This is a genomic window from Paenibacillus sp. FSL R5-192 (assembly GCF_000517845.1).
Lineage (GTDB): Bacteria > Bacillota > Bacilli > Paenibacillales > Paenibacillaceae > Paenibacillus > Paenibacillus amylolyticus.
In genome coordinates this window covers 293,614-314,005 of record NZ_ASPR01000043.1, presented here as the reverse complement: position 1 = coordinate 314,005, position 20,392 = coordinate 293,614, and the positions used below count along the sequence as shown (strand labels likewise).

The window sequence follows — 20,392 nt, the reverse complement described above, 5'->3', positions numbered from 1 at the left end:
TTACCAAATTTAAGGGGATGTAATTCATGATCATGTCGGCTATCGTTAGGAAGCGAAATCTGCTGACTTGCTTGCAGGCTGCAGTTTCAGAAGCCATGTGCAGGACGACCTGAATGCTTGAAAGACTGGGATCAAGCCAGTTCGCATTCCCTTGTATACATGTATTCAATATGTGCACAAGAAAAATGATCAAGAGAGAAGGAGAACTTACAACATGAACAGAAGACTCAATCTGATTTTCCTCAAACGATGGTTTATGTTATTAATCATCGTGGCGGTTGCGGCTATGCCGCTGCACGCCTTCGCCGCGGAGGCGGAATCTGGGGCCAATCGGCCTTGGATGAACAAATCTCTATCAGCGGAGGAACGTACCGAGCTGCTACTCAAGGAGATGACGCTGGAGGAGAAAGTTGGATTCGTAACCGGTAAAGTAAATAACTATTATGGTTTCTATAATGATGGATTGGAGCGCCTCGGCATTCCGGCATTACAGATGGCAGATGGACCCGCAGGAGTACGTGTGGCTAACCCGGATGTGCAGGACAAAAAGTCCACGGCATTGCCTGCACCCATCGCGCTTGCGGCTTCCTGGGATACCAATCTGGCCAAGAAATATGGCGATCTGATCGGTCAGGAAGCACATGATACAACACATAATGTAGTGCTCGGCCCTGGGCTGGATATTGCACGTACACCATGGGGTTCCCGGAACTTCGAATCTCTCGGGGAAGATCCGCTACTGGCTTCCGGCATGGGTGCAGCGTATGTGAACGGGATTCAAAGTAATCCAGTTATCGCTACAGCGAAACACTATATCCTGAACAACCAGGAGACGGAACGTTTCACGACCAATGCAACAGCCAGCGAACGTGCCATTCAGGAAGTCTATGCACGTCCGTTCCAGGCGATGGTCGAAAAAGCGGATCTTGGTTCAGCAATGTGTTCATTTAACCAGGTGAACGGTACATATGCTTGTGAGAACAAGGAGATGCTGACCAATGTCCTTCGGGATCAGTTTGGCTTCGAAGGTTTTGTCATGAGTGACTACGGTGCAAACTTCAGCACAACCAAGTCCGCCAATGCGGGTCTGGATCTGGAGACACCGGGAGAGCCTTACGGCAAATGGGGAGACAAATTGCTGGAAGCCGTAAACAATGGCGAAGTCAGCGAGCAAACCATTGATAAGAAGGTTAGACGCATTTTGCTTCAAATGTTCGATAAAGGGCTGTTTGATAACCCTGTAACGAATACACAAATCAATGCCAAGAAAGACGGCAAACAGGCACGTGAAATTGCAGAAGAGAGCATGGTTCTTTTGCAAAACAACGATAATGTGCTGCCGCTGTCCAAGAAAAACGTGAAATCCATCGCTGTCATCGGTCCGGATGCAGATAACGCATCTGCTGCTGGTGGAGGTAGCAGTCTGGTTAATCCGACTTATACCGTAAGTCCACTTCAAGGCATTCGTAACCGTGCCGGTAACGGTGTGGATGTAAAATATGCTGCAGGAACGGATCCTATCTCCGCAGGAGATGCATTTAATGGACCATCCGCCGTACCTTCTACTCTTTTATCACCAGCGGATGCTCAGGAAAGTGAAAGAGACTATGGTACAGATCGTGCGGAATACGGTCTGCGTGCTGAATACTGGACGAATAAAGATATGGAGGGTAATCCTTCTTTGGTCCGTACAGATCATCAGGTCAACATGAATCTTGGATTCTACAACTATGAAGGTTTTAACGCACAGTCTTCCAAGCTTCCAGTGACACCTACGAAATTCAATGCCAAAATGTCTGCTCGTTGGACAGGGGCGATCACAGCACCTCAAACGGGTGAATATAAACTGTCCCTGACCAGTCTAGGTTCTGCGAAACTGTATGTGGATGATAAATTACTCGTAGACAATCAAGGTGAAACATTGAGTACAACGAAGAAAGAAATCACATTCAAAGAAGGCGAGTTCCACATTATTCGAATTGAGTATCGTACGGATTTCCCGGTACAGACCAATCATGATATGGGTGCACAGGTTCGTTTCGGCTGGGAAGCTCCAGACGACGCTGTGGATATTAAAATGCAAAAAGCAGTTGAGCTGGCGAAAAAATCCGATGTTGCCGTCGTGGTAACTCGTACGTATGACAGTGAAGGTTACGTCGACCGTTCCGACCTGGAGCTGCCGAATAACCAGGAGCAGCTGATCCGCAAGGTAGCAGCAGCCAATCCCAAAACGATCGTGGTGCAAATGAGTGGTCGCGCTGTTGAAATGGATTCCTGGCAAAAAGAAGTGCCATCCATCGTTCAGGCTTGGTATGCAGGTCAGGAACAAGGTAATGCAGTGGCACGTGTGCTGTTTGGTGATGTGAATCCATCCGGTAAGTTGCCGGTGACGTTCCCATCAGATGATTCCCAGACCCCGGTATCCACTGGGGAACAATTCCCGGGTGTGAACGGGGTGGGCAACTATTCCGAGGGTATCTTTGTAGGGTATAAAGGATATGACAAAGAAGGCATGACACCGGCGTTTGCTTTTGGACACGGACTGTCGTATACCGATTTTAATTATCGTAATCTACATGTGAAGAACACTGGTAAAGGCGATAAGGAAACCGTAGAAGTATCCCTCAACCTGCGTAATACCGGTAAAGTTGACGGTGCAGAAGTTGTACAGGTCTATGTTGGCAATCTGCCAACCAAAGTCGAGACCCCGGAGAAACAACTTGCTGGCTGGGCGAAGGTTGATCTGAAAGCAGGCAAGCAACAACGGGTCAACATTCAACTGGATCGCAGCGCATTGTCCTACTGGGATGAAACATCCCATGAATGGGTAATGCCTAAGGGTAAAGTCCAAGTGTATGTTGGCAGTGCATCGGATGATATCCGTCTGACAGGCAGTGTGAATATCGGAAGCAAGTCCGGTAAATAAAAGTTCAATAAGGGAGATTGGAAGGTTGTTCTCCCAGTGAAGTTATTTCGTTAAATGCAGTTTGTTCTACTTCATATAGATTAGGAAAATGAGTCGTGGCCTAGTGGCCGCGGCTTTTTCCACAATGGAAGGAGAGTGAAGCATGATAAACATAGGTTGGCGAGAATATCCCAAACGATGGATGATCCTGTTGATCGCTGCTGTTTGTTTTGTCGGTATAGGAATCTGGCTTATCTTCAACCGAAGTGAACAACCCGCTCCGCCACCGGTTGTGGACAAACAGAGAACGGCCGAAGTCTGGTTAACCACGGGAGATCAGCAAAATCTGCTTGCACGACAGAAGCCCATTCCAATTACCGATCACCATGATGCAGACACAAGTTCTTCAGTTTCTTCAACGCAGGGGCCAGACATTTCTTCGTCGGCGTTCACCATACAGATTGACCCGGACAAGACGTATCAGACCATGGATGGTTTTGGCGCAGCGATGACGGGTTCATCGGCACATCTGATCAACGAGCTCCCAGAGGAACAACAAGAGCAACTGCTGAAGGAACTGTTTACAACAGAAGGGCTGAACATGGATATGGTGCGTCATACGATTGGTGCCTCCGATTATTCGGTAGATGAAACAGGTGTGGCTTCGAGTTATACCTATGATGATATCGAGTCTGGCAAGGACTATGACATGGAATCCTTTTCGATCGAAAAGGATCAGGAAGTTGTGAACATGCTGGAGCGTGTAGCTGATTTGAAACCGGATCTTAACGTACTGGGCACACCGTGGACGGCCCCGGGCTGGATGAAGTATGGGGAGAAGACCACTAACGGTTGGTATCTGGATTACAACGATCCTCAGGTGTACGAAGCGTACGCAAGATATTTTGTGAAATATATCAAAGCTTATCAGACAAAGGGCATTCCCATCTACGGGATCACGTTGCAAAATGAACCGGAGTTCACCTCGGACAAATATCCGAGTATGAGTATGGGTGCCGATGAACAAGCGATGTTCATACGGGATTATCTAGGCCCTGCGCTACAGGATGCGGGACTGGGTACGCGAATCATCGCGTATGATCATAACTGGGATCAGGCGGTTGAATATACCAGCAAGGTGCTTGGTGATGAGCAGGCTGCTGCTTATATCGATGGATCTGCTTTCCACTGTTATGCAGGTGATCCATCTGCCATGTCGGAAGTGCATGAGCGCTTCCCGGACAAGAATATCTATTTTACCGAATGTAGTGGTGGGGAGTGGAGTCCTGATTTTGGCGAGAATCTGAGCTGGCAGATGTCCAATCTCATCATTGGTGCACCTCGCAACTGGGCAAAAAATGTGCTGCTCTGGAACATCGCACTCGATCCGCAAGGTGGACCCACGAACGGTGGCTGTGAGAACTGTCGTGGGGTTGTGACGATTGACCCGGACAGTGATGAAATCACTAGAAATGTCGAGTATTATGTGTTAGGCCACATCAGCCGTTATGTACGTCCGGGAGCTGTGAGAGTTGATTCCACGCAAGAACAGGGCAAGATCGAGAACGTAACCTTCCGCAATCCGGATGGAACGATGGTGCTGGTTGCAGCTAACACGGGTGAGGCAGAAGTTTCCTTTGATGTAGTCATGAGCGGAGATTCGTTTCGATATATACTGCCTTCCCAATCGGCAGCAACCTTCCGTTGGAAGCCAAAAACGGAGGTAGAACGTTGACTCAAGATTGGAAATTATGGGTACAGATTGAATGATGGACATGGTAAAATAAACGTAGAGTTATTTCAAATTTGATGTATTAAACAAGTCCGATCCCAGGATCGGGCTTTTACATAACCTTTTACTTTTAATAGAAAAGGAGCATAAGTTGGACATGTTAGTCGTTGAATATCGGGAACAGGATCATGACAAGTTGGTCGAGATCTGAGAGAGTTCTGTTCGGGCAACACATTGGTTAACCACGGGATATAATGACCACGAAGAGGAGTGTGCAGGATGACACAGATCAAGGTGACACCGGAACAACTGGAGACGGTCAGTGGGCAGTTCGCTCAGGCACATCAGCAATTATTGGGATTCATGTCCACATTGGACGGTAAGATGAGTTTCATGCGCAGCAACTGGGATGGCATGGAGCGTGAGCGTTTTTATAACGATTATTCAACGGCTCAAGGCACGATGAAATCTGTTCTGGAACTGGTTCTGTCCATTCAGTCGGAGCTTAAGAAGATTGCCGAGCGTTTCCGCACGACAGATGAAGAGGCGGTGAGCCAGGCAATCATGACGGCGCTGACCGCAGCGCGGGCGCTATCAACCATGGGCAAAAATAAAGGCGATGATCTGGACAAAACGCCAGGTCCACCAAAGAACATGGATGAATGGGATGAGAAGGATGCCGAGAAATACCAGAACTATGAGGAAATGCTGAAGAAAGCCAAAGAGATGGGTGATGAAGAACTTGCGCAGCAGATTCAGGCCAGCATGAACATCATTCGGCTTCAGTACGAAGATGTAATCTATCAGACTGACCCCAATACGGGCAAGACGATGAAAATAACTGAGGATTCCATCGTAGGTACGTATCAGGTGAAAAGCGACAAGGGCGAAACAACCACCATCAGTCTGGATAAACAGGGCAATGTGGTGGACTATAGCAAGGATACGGAAAAGTATAGGTATTCGGAGCAAACGCACACGACCAGTCAAGGCGAGCATCTCTTTGGCAAAGCAGCACAAACGGCTACAGCCTACGGGATTGGTCTGCTGCTCACAAGCAAGACGGGCTCTGCCTTTACAGAACATGCCACTGGACTTGGTTCTTCCTTCGTCGCGGACAAATTCCTGTTCTCCGTGCCGGAAGAAGGCGAGACACGTACGATGATTTACCGTACCAATAAGGAGACGGGCAAAATTGAGAATATGATCGTGGTCACGCGCGGCGACAACGATATTGAATATACTCCGTGGCGGGAGTACTTCTAAGCCACGGATGGGGTTGGCAAGCGGGCAACACAGGGCAACCTGATTGCTGCCTGCTTGCCAACCCACCGCATGGAGCCATGTGATTGTGTATCACATGGCTATGCGTGTGGAGGGCAGGCGGCTTATCCGTGAGCCTGCCTATAGAGAAACACCCCGGCAACCTTCTCCCTGAGATGGGAAGGTTGCCGGGGTGTTTTGGTTTTTTCTTACCGATTCGCCACGGTCGAAGGACCGGGCCGGAAGGAGGGCTTTTTTTGCCAGAGATTAATGTGTCTCTTCATCCAGAAACGGTTTGTTCACCGCATAATACATGAAGCCCATCAGCAACACACCGCCCACGAGATTACCCAAAGTCACGGGAACCAGGTTGTGGATCACACCTTCAATTGAGATCGTCCCCGGATGGTTCAGCACGAGTGCAATCGCGAACGTACACATATTGGCGATGCTGTGCTCGTATCCCGAGATGAAGAAGCAGAACACAAAGAGCATCATGGCAAACATTTTGGCTCCATTCTCCTTCATGAACATCGGGACAAAGAACGCCATACATACAAGCCAGTTACACAGAATTCCGCGGAAAAAGAGTTGCATGGTTGGAACTTCCATTTTGTGCTCCACCACGCTTAACAGAAAACCATTCACCTGAGACGAGTCGAACAATCCGGTCAGGTAGATTAACAAGGCAAACACAGCTGCGCCCATCAGGTTACCGCTATAACTCGCAATCCACAGCTTGATCACTTCGAACCAGCGCAGTTTCTTGCGCAACGCCGCATACGTGTAATAAAACGTATTGCCCGTGAACAGGTCACCCCCGCCATAGGCGATCAGAATGATGGCCGCGCCAAACGTAATTGCCGCCATCGGATAGGTAAACGGGGACTGCTCCATATAAAAGAAGTTACCTGTCTTAAACGCCACGATGACGCCGAATCCGATAAACATACTGGCCAGCATGGAGCGTGCAAGGTACCTGATTAAACTTTGTTTGTAAATCTTGTGTTTCTTCAGAGCTAGTTGTTCCACGTTGCGTAAAGCTTCCGTTTCCATAATTCTCCTCCAATTGCATGGTGTCTTGCTTACCATTATAACGAAATTATGGAAATTGGGGAGGGTAAACTTGGTTTATTGATTATTACTTCGTTGTTTCGATTGCAGTACCCGCATTGCAGAAGAGCCAAAATCAGGGTCGGATTGAAGCGATTCTAACGCAGATGCTGCACCATTAACTTGTTGATGTGCAACAAGAATAGCAAAGGCAGCTCCTCTGACTAATATGTTTTCTTCACCACTGATTTCGTTAAAATCAGGGTGTTCATTATTGTTATTATGATTCATATCAGACATGTCAGACATATCCTATTGTCCACCTCCTGAAGAATATTAAGATTGGGGTGGAAGCAGGATGGGACGGGCAGCCAAGGCTTCTTCCACAATCTGTTCAGGCGTCAGGTCTCGATCATCCCAGAAAATCAGATTACTGATCTCCGCATGTGGAGCCTGCTGCTGTAGCTCCGTCAACATGTCATCCAACTCGGCTTCCGTTCCTTCAGAGTCCATCAGTTTGCGGACCAATTCTACCAAATGTAATCTATTGTCCATATCGATACCTCCTGAATGATTCATAGTGTGAACAAACTAGTCTTTCATGGGCTGATTCAATGGATCATATATAATGAGCACCGGTAAAAATTGGGGCTCAAGCATCAGACTAATGCGTTGTTCGTCTTGATCAGTATATGAAATGATATAGTTCCCGAAATGAGACTCGTAGTTGAAGTCTTGGAATTGAAAGGAATGTTCGGGATACTTTATCTTCACATATAACGTAGTAACTCCTCGGGCTAAGGTTTCTTTTAACATAGGAATTTGGGCCACAATGATAATAGCAATAAGAACAACTAGTATACGTTTAGCGAGACGGGTCAGATGGATTCACCCCATTATCGTTAATCAATTTTCAACAATTCATGAAGGCCCATCTCAAAATAGATGTCACTCCATAAGGATAGCCAGATTACCAAATTGCTCGCCTTTTTCCATACGTTCGAACGCTTTCGCTGCGTCCTGTAACGGATATACGCCATCAATTACAGGGTGTATGTAATGTTGCTCCACCCATTGCAGCATCTGGATAAACTCCTCACGGCTGCCCATAGAGGTGCCGATCAGACTGATCTGCGGGAAGAAGATAGAGCGAATGGGTAGGGTCAGATCATCCCCCGAACTTGCACCATACATCACGATACGTCCACCTGGTCTGATTATATCAAAATATTTTGGGAACGTGGCTTGTCCGATGCTATCCAAGATGATGTCCACAGGTTCCAGATCGTTCTGCGTACTCCAATCGGCATGACTATCCAATGCATGGGTAGCACCCAAGCGCAGTGCCTCATTTTTTTTGGCTTCACTTCTGGAGGTGACGGTCACCGTGGCACCAGCCGCTACTGCCATGAGCAGGGCATAGGTTGCAACACCACCGCCAATACCGGGAATGAGCACATGTTCACCTTTCTTCAATACACCGCGAGTGAATAAGGCGCGATAGGCCGTCAGCGCTGAAAGGGGCAATACGCCTGCTTCCTCCCAGGACAGGTGGGCTGGCTTAGGCAGGGCATTTTCAGCAGGTAACGTTATATATTGAGCCAGTGTTCCATCCGTAGGGCCACCGACAATATCGGGTACGGTCGGCACTTCAGATGCATGTTCCCAACCGAGTGTAGGATGGATAATGACTTCATCTCCTATCGCGAACCCTCTTACGCTTTCGCCAATCGCTACGACAATACCTGCTCCATCGGAACCGGGAACGAGCGGGGTGTCCTGGGTTCCTCGTCCTGCCATGATGAATAGATCCCGATGGTTGATTCCAGCGGATTTTAATTGAATCTGCACTTCCCCGGCTTCTGGTGCCCGAGAGATTGACTCTGTATATTGAAGACCTGCAAGGCCGCTCTGGGCCGAATGGACAATAGCTTTCATGTTCAATATTCCTCCTGTCTGTGTAGCTAGATTTCACTACTGAGCCTCATTGTACAGACGGAGCAGATTCACGTAAAATTAACAAAAATGATTGTCAGTATCATTAAAAATAATAGATAAGCACTTTGCATGAATCGGATGATGCAGAATGCCGATATAACGACGAGCAGGTGATCAGGGTATGGATGCAGGTGATTTGAAAATATTTCAGGCGGTTGCCCGCGAAGGTAGTATCAGTAAAGCTGCGCTCTCACTTAATTATGTGCAGTCCAATGTAACAGCACGGATTAAACAGTTGGAGACTCAACTGCAAGTACCGCTATTTCATCGTTCCAATCGGGGGATGTCGCTTACACCAGCAGGCGAGAACCTGCTTGGGTATGCGGATAGAATATTGGAATTATTATATGAAGCAGAGCAGGCCACACAAGTGGGTAACCCACCAGCTGGCATGCTTCGTCTGGGTGCCATAGAGACAGCAGCTTCTACTTTTCTGACGCCGCTCTTGGCTGAATATACTTCATGCTACCCGGAGGTACAGCATTCGCTTGTCACGGGTGGGACCCATGAACTGAACCAGAAGGTGATTCAACATGAATTGCATGGCGCGTTAATATATGGCCCAATCGATCATCCTGAGCTGAACTATATGAAGATGTATGACGAGGAATTGGTGTTGATCGCTGAACCTGGAGTACATGAGATGTACACGTTATTGTCCAGGCCGATGTTGTTTTTTGAGATCGGATGCACTCATCGCGATCAGGCGGAAGCCTTTTTGAAAGATCAGGGTATCCACACACTTAACATCATGGAATATGGAACACTGGACACCATTCTGAATGGTGTATCTGCCGGGCTTGGTGTATCATTGCTGCCACGTTCCTCGGTTACCAAAGCAGAATCAAGAGGTGAGATTACAGTGTTATCTTTGCCCGATCCTTATTGCCGGTTGGAAGTAGGATTTGTGTATCCCCGTGGTGAACATATATCTAGTGCGCTCAGCGCTTTGGTTGAGATTATTACAGAACCAGACCTATAAGAGGTTGTTCAAAAGTCCGTTTATGAACATGCACTATAAAGGAGTGAGTGATCTTGAAAGAAACTGCGTTAACGTTGGGTGATGCATTTAATCAGGCAGACTTTATTGTAGGTGGTCATGGCAGTCGCCAAGTGAAGGTACTTCAGAACGTACTGGACCAGATCGATGGGGAGTTGTTCAGTGACCACTACGGGAACGGCCCACTCATTGAAGAATTTCAGCAACAGATGGCTGACGTTCTTGGCAAGGAATCGGCGGTATTTTTTCCAAGTGGAACGATGGCGCAGCAGATAGCATTACGAATCTGGTGTGACCGCAAAGGTGTAAAACGAGTAGCTTACCACCCCCTGTGTCATCTTGAAATCCATGAGGAAGACGGACTGAAAGAGTTGCATCAGATTGAAACAATTTTACTTGCGGACAAGGATCGTTTGATTTGTTTGGAAGATGTACAAGCGCTTGATCAGGACATTGCCTGTCTGCTGTTGGAACTTCCGCAACGTGAGATTGGTGGGCAATTACCGGCGTATGAAGAACTGGAAGCGATCTCGGCCTATTGCCGTGAACGCGGGATTAAGCTACATCTGGACGGGGCACGCCTGTTTGAGATCACTCCCTATTATCAGAAAACACCTGCGGAGATTTGCAGTTTGTTTGATACGGTGTATGTTTCCTTTTATAAAGGCATTGGAGGTATTGCGGGGGCTATATTGGCGGGTGATCCGGATGTGATGCAAGAATCGAAAGTATGGAAACGTCGGCACGGCGGAGATCTGATCGGTCTGTATCCGTATATTCTGAGTTCTCAATATTATTTCAATGAACGGATTGGCAAAATGGAGTTGTATTACGAGCAGGCTCAAGAACTCGCTTCCCTACTGAATGCGTGTCACGGGATACATACCTTACCCGAGGTACCGGTATCAAATATGTTCCATGTGCACTTTGCGCTCGCTGCGGCCGAAGTTGAACCAATTCTTGTGCAAATGGCTCAGCAGTATGGCATAGGAATGACTTCATATCTGAACAAAACAAGTGGAAACAGCTGTGCCTTTGAACTGTCTACGGGTGATCGTTATGAGAAAGTTCCTCAGGACAAGCTGCGTGCAGCACTGGAATGGCTGGATCAAGAGTTGCGTAAACAGGTGAGATAAGAATTTGATTTTAATGCTCGACTCTTGTTTGGGTAAGGTGTTGCGCTTCAAGGAGAACTATTGAATTCACAACGGCTGATCAGTGGGGAAAGGTATCTTAAGGGGGAGTTCAAGTGAAGTCGATAGAATTGGAACCGATTCGTGATCTTTTGGTGAAGGCTTACGATACAACAATGGGAGAAGGGTGTACTCCTGAAACGCAACAGAGCATTGAGGATTTTGAACAAAAGCATAATGTAAAACTGCCCGCAGCATATCGCGCACTTTTGCTTGAATTCGGTGCATGTAATTTCGGCGACCCTGCCTTGTATTCGGTGAAAGAACTGAGCTGGGCTTATCCGGATTTTTTGGAAGTATACCGTGAATATGAGAAAGAATACGAGCTGCCAGCTGACCTCCAGCCTTTCCCGATTGGTGGATTTGGTGAAGGAAGTATGGCTATACTGGATCAAAATTCAGGCAAGGTACTGATGTTGATCCACGATGCAGGGGAAACTCCTCTGCGGGAAATTGCTGTGGACTTTAATGAATTGATGACGATGCTGGCTGAGTCGGCAATCTGGGTTCAGGAACAGATGAATTAACAAGGTAGACGGAAGGATGCGCAATTGGCTTATGGATATTCGGAAGTTAAGATACTTTATCACCGTGGCAGAAGAACTTCATTTTCACCGTGCAGCGGAAAAATTAAATATGACGCAACCACCGCTGAGCCAGCAGATTCAGAATTTAGAGGATGAGCTTGGCGTGAAGTTGTTGGAGCGCACCAGAAAAATGGTTCGTCTCACCCCGGCAGGTGCGGTATTTCTGGAACAGGCCAGGCTAATCATGGCCCAGCTCGAACGATCCATTCAGCTTACGCAAAAAGCAGATCAGGGCATCATCGGGCATATAACCATAGCCTTTGTGGATTCGGCTTCGGGGAGCATTATGGTGGATGTTCTTAGGAAATTTCGCGCTGCGTATCCTCAGATTGAATTGACGCTGCGTGAGATGACTTCATCCCAACAATTGCAGGCACTGGAAGACGGACAGATCCATATTGGATTTTTGCGATATCAGGAAGATACTCGTCATGTCTCGTTCCGCCCCTGCCAGATGGAAACGTTGATTGCTGTATTGCCAGATCATCACCCGAAGGCTTCTCAGACTCAAGTTTCAATTCGAGAACTGGCGGATGAAGATTTTATTTTATTCCCAAGGCATCTGGGTTCCCCGTTCCATCGTCTCGTTTTGGATTATTGCAGGGAGCATGGCGTAGATCCTCGAATTACGCAGGAAGCGATCCAGATGTATACGATTGTGAATCTCGTTGCGGCGGGCATGGGCATTTCCATTGTTCCGTCATCGGTGGATGTGTTCCAGCGTAAGGGTGTAGTCTTTCTTCCATTAGAAGAAAATCCGCCCTCCGTACCGTTGTACACGGCATGGCGGACGGATATGAATCAGGAAGTGGTATCACGTTTTATGAACTTTGTTGATGAATGTGTTTAACCCGTCTTGGCTGGATCACGCTCAATCCATGGATTCAATATTTCATCAATACGAGTCATGATCGCAGGGTCCAGTTTCACACCAGAAGCTTTTACATTTTCAAGTACCTGCTCTGGCCGGGATGCACCGATAATGACGGAACTGACATACGTATGCTGAAGAACCCACGCCACAGCGAGTTGGGGGAGAGTTAGACCAATCTCTTTAGCGAGTGGAACAAGCTGTTGCACAGCGGTAAGAACATCTTCACGTAACCACTGTCCAGCCAGTTTATTGAAAAAGGGTGCTCCTGCCTCAGCAGCTGCGCGAGATCCGGTGGGCAATGCTGCGTTAGGCGCATATTTGCCTGATAGTATACCCTGAGCAAGAGGAGACCATGTAATCTGTCCAAGTCCTGCTTGGTCGCTTGCAGGCACCACTTCTTGCTCAATCACACGCCATAACATCGAATATTGCGGCTGACTTGCAATGAAGGGTATATGAAGTTCCTTCGCCAAAGCGGCTCCTCGTGCAATCTGATCCGCGTTCCATTCACTTACGCCAATGTAATGAACTTTGCCCTGACGCACCAGATCGGAGAATGCCAGAAAAGTCTCTTCCAGCGGAGTATTGTAGTCATAACGGTGAGCGTAATAGACATCGATATAATCCGTCTGTAGCCGCCGTAATGAACCATTGCAGGCTTCCATGATGTGTTTACGTGAAAGTCCGCGGTCATTATGACCTGTGCCGGTTGGGTGACAGACTTTGGTGCATAGTTCAATACTTTCTCTTCGTATATCCTTAAGAGCCTGTCCCAGTACGGATTCTGCCTTGGTATTGGAGTACACATCTGCGGTATCAAATGTGGTAATACCTGCATCCAATGCGGTTCGCACACAAGCTTCTGCTATTCCATCCTCGACTTGCGCTCCATGCGTAATCCAGTTGCCCAGTGAAATCTCACTGACGGTTAATCCACTGTTTCCTAATTTGCGATATTCCATTCATGTCGCCTCCCTAAGTCATCTGGACTCCATTGTAACAATGGCAGATTAATAGGTGAAATATCTTTTAACCTCATCTTTGATACGAAAAAAGTATCAGTGAATCTACATTTTCTCCTGGAGGTATTTGCGATAGAGAGCAGGCGTAATTTCCTCGAACTTTTTGAATATTTTGATAAAATATCCCGATTCATTAAATCCCAGCTCATCACTGATCTGTGAGACAGGCATGTCGGTGACCTCCAGCAATTGTTTGGCCCACTTAATCTTGAGTTTAGCCAGGTAGGTAGTAAAGTTCTCACCCGTTTCCTTGGCAAATAGTCTGCTGAAATAACTCGGACTCAGGTGGCATAGATCGGCCATTTGTTTGAGTGAAACTTGTTCACTCTTGTGACTGTGAATGTATTCAAAAGCAGGCTGGAGCACCGGACTGGAGCTTTCCGTGTCACTTGGGCTATTTTTGAGATAAGCATCCGCTATCGCATTGGTCATCTCTTTTTTGATCGACTCGATATTACGAATGGAGTAACCCGGCAGAATGGTGGAGAGGTTTAGAGTCTCCTGATTGCCTGAAGCTTTCTCGAACATTTCAACTAACAGATTTTTGTTTAGCGCTTCTTCCACAATGTAGTTGCAGAGCAGGGATAACATGTTAGAGATTTTCACAATCTCTTCATAGGTCATCACAGGTAGCTGGGCGTAATCATCCTTTAATTCCTCCAGCTTGGCTGCATGCATGGGTACGTTTTTGGACGTGACAATTTGCTCCAAGTCGCTACCCTTTTCCGGATCGGCGAGTTTCACTTGTCCTGCCATGACGGCGCCGATATATTTGCCATCAATCGTGATCGGAATCGCGATATCAATAATATTGAAATGGCATAAATACACATAAGGTTCATTCAATCGAACGGCTTCCAGACCACCGCGTGAATCACATTTTTGACAGTAGGGGAGAAGCTCCGGGTCTTTACGGACATTCTGGCAGAAAGCCTGACAGCTGCTGTGACTGGTTACGGGAATGCCTTTATAATCAACGGTGAGGATTGCCAGTTTGGTTACTGTTGCGAGAGAATCTTGTAGGCGCTTCCATTTATTAAGGTCGAGAATTTTATTGATATGCAGATATTCTTTAATCATTGGTGCAACCTCCATAGGCTAACCTGATTCATAATTTAGGCCGTTAAAAGTTAGCAAGTTGTACATATTAAGAAGTAATGATGACGGGTAATGTATAATGGGAGGTCAAAATTCAACCATCCCATGACATTAAGATACCATGATTGTGCCAAAAAGCAAAAAATTACGATTGTAAATTATAATAATTTGTTATCAAAGTCCACTGTAAACCTGCTGCTCATGCGTTATATTAAGGTCAATTGTAAGAAATTAAAATTTGATGTAATCACTACACTATTTTATATCCTTAGGAGGCATATAATATTATGAGAAAAGCATTTATCAGCCCAACTAAATATGTACAAGGCGAAGACGAGTTGTTGAACCTGGGGTACTTTGTTAAATCCTTCGGAGAATCTGCTTTGCTGATTGCACATCCCGATGATGTACAGCGTGTCAAAGCAAAGCTGGATGCAACAGCAGAGAAATTTAATATTACGTTTGTTGAAAGCGGTTTTAAAGGTGAATGTTCCCGTGAGGAAGTTGCTCGTCTGCAAGCGATCGCAAAGGAAAAAGGATGTGACTCTACGATCGGTCTTGGTGGCGGTAAAGCCATTGATGCGGCCAAATGTGTAGCAGAAGGCGAAGCACTGATCATCTGCCCAACGATTGCGGCAACAGACGCACCAACAAGTCACTCCGCTGTATTGTACACACCGGATGGTTCTTTTGATGACTATGCTTACTTCAAACAAAGCCCAAGTGTGGTTCTCGTTGATACAACCGTAATTGCCAATGCACCAACACGTTTCCTCGTATCCGGTATGGGAGATGCGCTCTCTACATACTTCGAAGCAAGAGCAACAGCAAAATCCTATTCCCGTGTAAACGCAAGTCTGCCAATGGGTTCCCGCGAAGGGTACACCCCATCTGCAGTAGGTACCAATGCGGCACTTGCACTGGCAAAACTGTGTTATGAAATGCTGCTGACTGATGGTGCAAAGGCAAAAGTAGCAAGTGACAGTAACGTTGTGACACAAGCGCTGGAAAATATCGTTGAGACCAACATTCTGTTGTCTGGTCTTGGATTCGAAAGTGGCGGTCTGGCCGCAGCACATGCAATCCACAACGGTTTGACTGTTCTGGAAGGCACACATCACTTCTTCCACGGTGAAAAAGTATCCTTCGGTACAATTGCACAACTCGTTCTTGAAAATGCACCAACTGAAGAGCTGCATGAGGTCATGGACTTCTGTCTCGAAGTGGGACTGCCGATCAGCTTGGCGGATATCGGTGTAGATACGATTAGTCAGGAAGAACTGTTGAAAGTGGCAGAGATCGCTTGTATTCCGGAAGAATCCATTCACGCCATGCCGTTCCCAATCACCGTTCCTGAAGTAGCTGCTGCCATTGCAGCGGCTGACCGCATGGGCCGTGAGTACAAAGCGGCTCGCCGGGAGGTAAAATAATGAAGAAAATTATTAACCAGGCCGAACATGTTGTTATGGAAATGTGCAACGGGATTGCGCTTGCACACCCGGAGCTTGAATTTCTGAAAAAATATAAAGTCATTAAACGCAGAGAGATTCAGGCTGATAAAGTTAGCCTAATCAGTGGCGGCGGCAGTGGACATGAACCGGCTCACGCAGGTTATGTGGGTAAAGGCATGCTGGATGCAGCGGTGTGTGGAGATGTATTCGCATCTCCTTCCCAAATCCAGGTTTATCAAGCGATCAAGGCAACAGCCAGCAACAAGGGTACACTCCTGATCATCAAGAACTACAGCGGCGACATGATGAACTTCAAGAATGCAGCACATCTGGCTGAAGAAGATGGTATCGACGTACAATATGTACGCGTTGAGGATGACATCGCTGTACAAGACAGCTTGTACACGGTAGGACGTCGCGGCGTTGCCGGAACTGTACTGGTTCACAAGATTGCCGGAGCAGCAGCCGAAGAAGGTCGCAGTCTGGCAGATGTGAAATCCGTTGCCGATAAAGCAGCTCAGAACGTGCGCAGTATTGGTTTTGGATTCACATCATGTACCGTGCCAGCTAAAGGTACGCCTACATTCGAAATTGCTGAAGATGAGATGGAATTCGGCGTAGGGATACATGGTGAGCCAGGGATTCGCCGGGAGAAATTGGTATCAGCGGATGAATTGGCAGCCCGCATGGTCGAAGCATTGCTCGCAGACATGAAGTTAGATAAGGATGCATCCGCTGAGATTGCGGTGCTCGTGAATGGTTTTGGTGCAACACCACTGCAAGAACTGTACCTGCTCAACAATTCCGTTCAGCGTGAGCTTGCTGGACATGCAGGTCTGAAGGTCGCTACTACGTTTGTAGGCAACTACATGACAAGTATCGATATGGCGGGTGCGTCGGTTACGATCCTGAAACTGGATGATGAACTAAAAACGCTGTTGTTCAAGGAAAGTGATACACCTGCATTTAAAGTATCCGGCCCTCCAGTAGCACAAGTGGCGTATTCCGAAGCGCTGGAAGCTGTTGTGGGTGAAGACGCTTCTGTATCTTACGAAGTGGAGACGGATGCATCAGCTGCGGTCATCAAAGGCAATCAATTTTCACTGGACAATGTCGTCTATCTGATCGATAAAATGGGTGAGATCATTATCAAGAATGAAGTACCATTCTGTGAACTGGATTCCCATGCCGGTGATGGCGATTTCGGTATGAGTGTGGCAAAAGGCTTCCGCCAGTTGAAACGCGAATGGAATCACATCATTAACGAAGATAAAAAAGACATCGGATCATTCCTCGATGCATGTTCCTTGGTCATCATGGAATATTGTGGCGGCGCATCCGGCCCAATCTGGGGTTCGGCATTCCGTGCGGCTGGCAAAGCAGTAGGGGATAAACAGCAATTAAACGTTGCTGAATTCGCCGAGATGATCCATGCAGCGGTGCAAGGGATTCAGTCTACAGGAGAACGTTCCTTCGGACGTGGTGCCGTTGTAGGTGATAAAACCTTGATTGATGCACTCGTTCCGTGTGCCGATTCCTGGACTCAAAGTGCGGAGTCTGGCGATGACTTCAAAACAGCATTTGCCAAAGGTGCAGCAGCAGCCGTTGAAGGTGCGAAGAAAACCGAAGACATCGTGGCACGTATGGGACGTGCAGGCGCCGTCGGTGATCGTAGTCTGGGCTACCCAGATGCTGGCGCGTATGCGCTGGGTGTTATTTTCACAGAATTATCCGAGTCGATGAAATAAGATTGGTCACGGGTTTGCCCAGCGTCATTCATTAGACAGGTATAGAGATTGAGTCAGCAAACGTTAAGCTAATATGCAGCAAGTGACACAGGTAATGGCGCCGGACGTCCGGCGCCGTTATGTGTGCCTTTTTTAGGCCATGCTAAGTCAATTTTTACATGTTATCATTTACATCTAATTTGAATAGCTCTTTGGACGTATCTACAATGCACTATTATTCATTCATTTATCTAGTATTTTATATTTATTAAGGGGACCTTTATGAGAACAGTCACATCATTCTTAAAAAAACCGCAGGGGTTGTTGGTTTTATCACTCATTTTGGTCATTTTCGGCAGCTTGTTTGCTGGAATGTTCAACTCTTCCTTTTATTCCGTTAAGGTCAAAGAGATCAAATTCCAAGCCGATCATGGCACGCTATCGGGTCTGCTCTACATGCCTAAAGGGGCAGGTGCGGATGATAAACGTCCGGTCATTATTACAACACATGGATATCTGAATACGAAAGAAATGCAGGATGCACCTGCTATTGAGATGTCCCGACGCGGCTATATTGTGCTTGCACTGGACATGTATGACCACGGGGATTCCCGCTGGAGTGCAGATATTCCGGTAAAGGATCTGTTCGGAACGTTCTGGATATACTCGCAGTTTGATGCAGCCAAATATATTTATGAGCAGGACTTCACCAAGAAAGATGAGAAAGGCAATGCCTACGTGGCAGTCAGCGGTCACTCCATGGGTGGGTTCTCAACGCTGTTGTCAATGTACATGGACGAGATGAGTTCCCTTCAAACAGGATACCGTATGATCTACACAGGCATCTCAGCAGGTGCGGATTACTCTTACGCTGCGGCGGTTGCGCCACAGGATCAGCTTCAGGCTGCATTTGGCAGTCGGACGGTGGGCATGGTCGCGGGGAAATATGACGAGTTTTTCTTCAACAAATCGGATGAAGAGAAAACAGCCGCAGAGAAAGAAGTACAAGGTACGGTGACTCGCAAGGATTTTGCAGCAACGGCTTCGGGTAAAGCCTTCCTTGGCCTTGCTCCTGATGCGCCAAGAGGCACGACCGATACATTTACCAAGGTACCATCCGGCGATCTGACCGTAGACGGAAAAGTGGTACGTCCTTCCCAAACGGGTGAGCATATTCTGTTTACGCCTAATCAGACTCACCCATGGAACCATTTCTCGCGTACAACAACTGGGCATCTAATCGACTTCTATGCACATGCATTTAATGGTGTGACGTCGCCTAATCAGACCAATGTGAATCTGGATTCGGGCAATCAGATCTGGTGGGCGAAAGAGGCATTTAACTTTGTCGCTCTGATTGGATTCTTCTTGATGATTGTGCCGCTGATTACGTTGTTGATCAGACTGCCGTTCTTGCGCAAAACGGTAACGGGAGAGATTGCAACGGTGTCCGCAGCAGTCAGTGGGAAACAAAAGTCAATCTATTGGCTTGCTATCGCATTCAGCACCCTGATTCCAGCGGTCTTATTCCCAACCTTGATGGATAAAGAAGCAAATGGATTGAATGTGCTTCGCATCATCGCTCTGATTGTACTTGCCGTGAGTGTGCTTGGAGCCATTATCGGGTTCGTGATGGCTGGAAGCAAGAAGAACGACTATACATCAAGCCGCCGGATGAAAAATATTGCGGTAGGCAGCGTAATTCTGGCTATCGTATCTCTCGTGATGTGGATCATCTTCAACTATGCAGATAAGATTGTGGTTACAAGTTCTTACTTCAATGAACCGACTACGAACCAGATTGTTTACTGGGCGCTGGTGTCGGCGTTAATTATGATTCTGGTGACCTTTGCATTCCACTATTTTTCCAAAAAGGATGCAGGAACCCGCTTCAGCGATTATGGGATCAGCCTGAACCCTGTTACGATCATTGCCAGCTTGGTAACCGCAGTACTCGCAGTAGTCATTGGGTACGCATTGTTATTCGTAGTACAGGCGATCTTCGGAACAGATTTCCGGATCTGGACGTTTGCGGTCCGTACGTTCGAGAGTGAACACTTCATTACCGCATTGCGGTATACACCGTTCTTCCTGATATATTACTTTGTCAGCGCGGTTGCCCTGAATGCCAATACACGTGGTAAACGTGGGGGTATGTTCCTGGCCATGGTACTGAATGTTGGCGGGTTGGTGCTGTGGTTGCTAGTGCAATACGGCAAAGACTTTATGACAGGTGTGGCGTTGTATCCAGGTCAGGCATTGAATGGCATTCTGCTCTTTGCACTGGTGCCTTGTCTCATCATCGCTGCTGTGTATGCACGTAAATTGTTTGAAAAAACGAATAACGTATGGCTCGCCGCATTTGTGAACACATTATTGTTCACCATGGTTACGGTGGCGAATACGGCATTGTTTTGGAATTTAGTTTAATGTAAAAAAAGACATGGAATGCACCTAGGATTACACTTGACCACTCCGATTGCAGACCA

16 protein-coding genes are annotated in these 20,392 nt (G+C 47.2%); 10 read left to right on the top strand and 6 right to left on the bottom strand.

All coding sequences use genetic code 11. The annotated features are described in order from the left end of the window. Nucleotides 1–214 precede the first annotated feature (214 nt). The 3 genes from C161_RS21580 to C161_RS21570 all read left to right on the top strand — a co-directional run bounded on the left by C161_RS21580 (nucleotide 215) and on the right by C161_RS21570 (nucleotide 5,903). A complete protein-coding gene (locus tag C161_RS21580; protein ID WP_036606165.1) occupies nucleotides 215–2,926 on the top strand; it encodes a beta-glucosidase in 2,712 nt (903 codons plus the stop codon). Nucleotides 2,927–3,068: 142 nt separating this feature from the next. Continuing rightward, nucleotides 3,069–4,640: a glycoside hydrolase family 30 protein gene (locus C161_RS21575; protein ID WP_036606166.1), complete on the top strand. Its 1,572-nt coding sequence runs from the start codon at nucleotides 3,069–3,071 to the stop codon at nucleotides 4,638–4,640. A 276-nt stretch (nucleotides 4,641–4,916) separates the two neighbouring features. Beyond that, a complete protein-coding gene (locus C161_RS21570; RefSeq protein ID WP_036672649.1) occupies nucleotides 4,917–5,903 on the top strand; it encodes a WXG100 family type VII secretion target in 987 nt (328 codons plus the stop codon). Nucleotides 5,904–6,167: 264 nt separating this feature from the next. Here the strand turns inward: C161_RS21570 and C161_RS21565 are convergent, their stop codons facing one another. The 4 genes from C161_RS21565 to C161_RS21545 all read right to left on the bottom strand — a co-directional run bounded on the left by C161_RS21565 (nucleotide 6,168) and on the right by C161_RS21545 (nucleotide 8,891). After that, complete coding sequence (locus C161_RS21565; protein ID WP_036606169.1) at nucleotides 6,168–6,956, bottom strand: formate/nitrite transporter family protein; 789 nt, start codon at nucleotides 6,954–6,956, stop codon at nucleotides 6,168–6,170. Between the two features lie 75 nt (nucleotides 6,957–7,031). Then, entirely contained in the window at nucleotides 7,032–7,253 is a 222-nt protein-coding gene (locus C161_RS21560; RefSeq protein WP_156946147.1) for a hypothetical protein, read from the bottom strand. 36 nt (nucleotides 7,254–7,289) lie between these two features. Further along, the gene (locus tag C161_RS21555; protein WP_083669856.1) at nucleotides 7,290–7,508 is read right to left on the bottom strand and encodes a bacteriocin immunity protein; all 219 of its coding nucleotides are present in this window, start codon (nucleotides 7,506–7,508) and stop codon (nucleotides 7,290–7,292) included. 393 nt (nucleotides 7,509–7,901) lie between these two features. Beyond that, nucleotides 7,902–8,891, bottom strand: a complete 990-nt coding sequence (locus C161_RS21545) for a quinone oxidoreductase family protein (RefSeq protein ID WP_036672644.1) — start codon at nucleotides 8,889–8,891, stop codon at nucleotides 7,902–7,904. Nucleotides 8,892–9,072: 181 nt separating this feature from the next. Between C161_RS21545 and C161_RS21540 the strand changes: the two genes are divergently transcribed. The 4 genes from C161_RS21540 (at nucleotide 9,073) to C161_RS21525 (ending at nucleotide 12,581) form a co-directional block, all read left to right on the top strand. Further along, nucleotides 9,073–9,933 (top strand): LysR family transcriptional regulator, encoded by an 861-nt coding sequence (locus tag C161_RS21540; RefSeq protein WP_036672643.1) that lies wholly within the window; start codon nucleotides 9,073–9,075, stop codon nucleotides 9,931–9,933. Nucleotides 9,934–9,986: 53 nt separating this feature from the next. Then, nucleotides 9,987–11,087 carry a threonine aldolase family protein gene (locus tag C161_RS21535; protein ID WP_036672642.1) on the top strand — a complete coding sequence of 367 codons (1,101 nt, stop codon included), beginning with the start codon at nucleotides 9,987–9,989 and terminating at the stop codon, nucleotides 11,085–11,087. Nucleotides 11,088–11,200: 113 nt separating this feature from the next. Further along, the gene (locus C161_RS21530) at nucleotides 11,201–11,671 is read left to right on the top strand and encodes an SMI1/KNR4 family protein (protein ID WP_036672641.1); all 471 of its coding nucleotides are present in this window, start codon (nucleotides 11,201–11,203) and stop codon (nucleotides 11,669–11,671) included. A 31-nt stretch (nucleotides 11,672–11,702) separates the two neighbouring features. After that, entirely contained in the window at nucleotides 11,703–12,581 is an 879-nt protein-coding gene (locus tag C161_RS21525) for a LysR family transcriptional regulator (RefSeq protein ID WP_036672639.1), read from the top strand. Here C161_RS21525 and C161_RS21520 read toward each other — a convergent pair. Together C161_RS21520 and C161_RS21515 are read right to left on the bottom strand one after the other, a co-directional pair. Further along, complete coding sequence (locus C161_RS21520) at nucleotides 12,578–13,567, bottom strand: aldo/keto reductase family protein (protein ID WP_036672638.1); 990 nt, start codon at nucleotides 13,565–13,567, stop codon at nucleotides 12,578–12,580. The genes C161_RS21525 and C161_RS21520 overlap by 4 nt on opposite strands. A 105-nt stretch (nucleotides 13,568–13,672) precedes the next feature. Further along, on the bottom strand, nucleotides 13,673–14,707 hold the full coding sequence (locus tag C161_RS21515; RefSeq protein WP_036606178.1) for a PocR ligand-binding domain-containing protein: 1,035 nt from the start codon (nucleotides 14,705–14,707) through the stop codon (nucleotides 13,673–13,675). 305 nt (nucleotides 14,708–15,012) lie between these two features. Between C161_RS21515 and C161_RS21510 the strand changes: the two genes are divergently transcribed. The 3 genes from C161_RS21510 (at nucleotide 15,013) to C161_RS21500 (ending at nucleotide 20,333) form a co-directional block, all read left to right on the top strand. Then, on the top strand, nucleotides 15,013–16,155 hold the full coding sequence (locus C161_RS21510) for a glycerol dehydrogenase (protein WP_017690500.1): 1,143 nt from the start codon (nucleotides 15,013–15,015) through the stop codon (nucleotides 16,153–16,155). Then, entirely contained in the window at nucleotides 16,155–17,924 is a 1,770-nt protein-coding gene (gene dhaK / locus C161_RS32055; protein WP_036672637.1) for a dihydroxyacetone kinase subunit DhaK, read from the top strand. The genes C161_RS21510 and dhaK overlap by 1 nt, the downstream gene beginning before the upstream one ends. 261 nt (nucleotides 17,925–18,185) lie before the next feature. Beyond that, nucleotides 18,186–20,333, top strand: a complete 2,148-nt coding sequence (locus C161_RS21500; protein WP_036672636.1) for a hypothetical protein — start codon at nucleotides 18,186–18,188, stop codon at nucleotides 20,331–20,333. Nucleotides 20,334–20,392 lie beyond the last annotated feature (59 nt).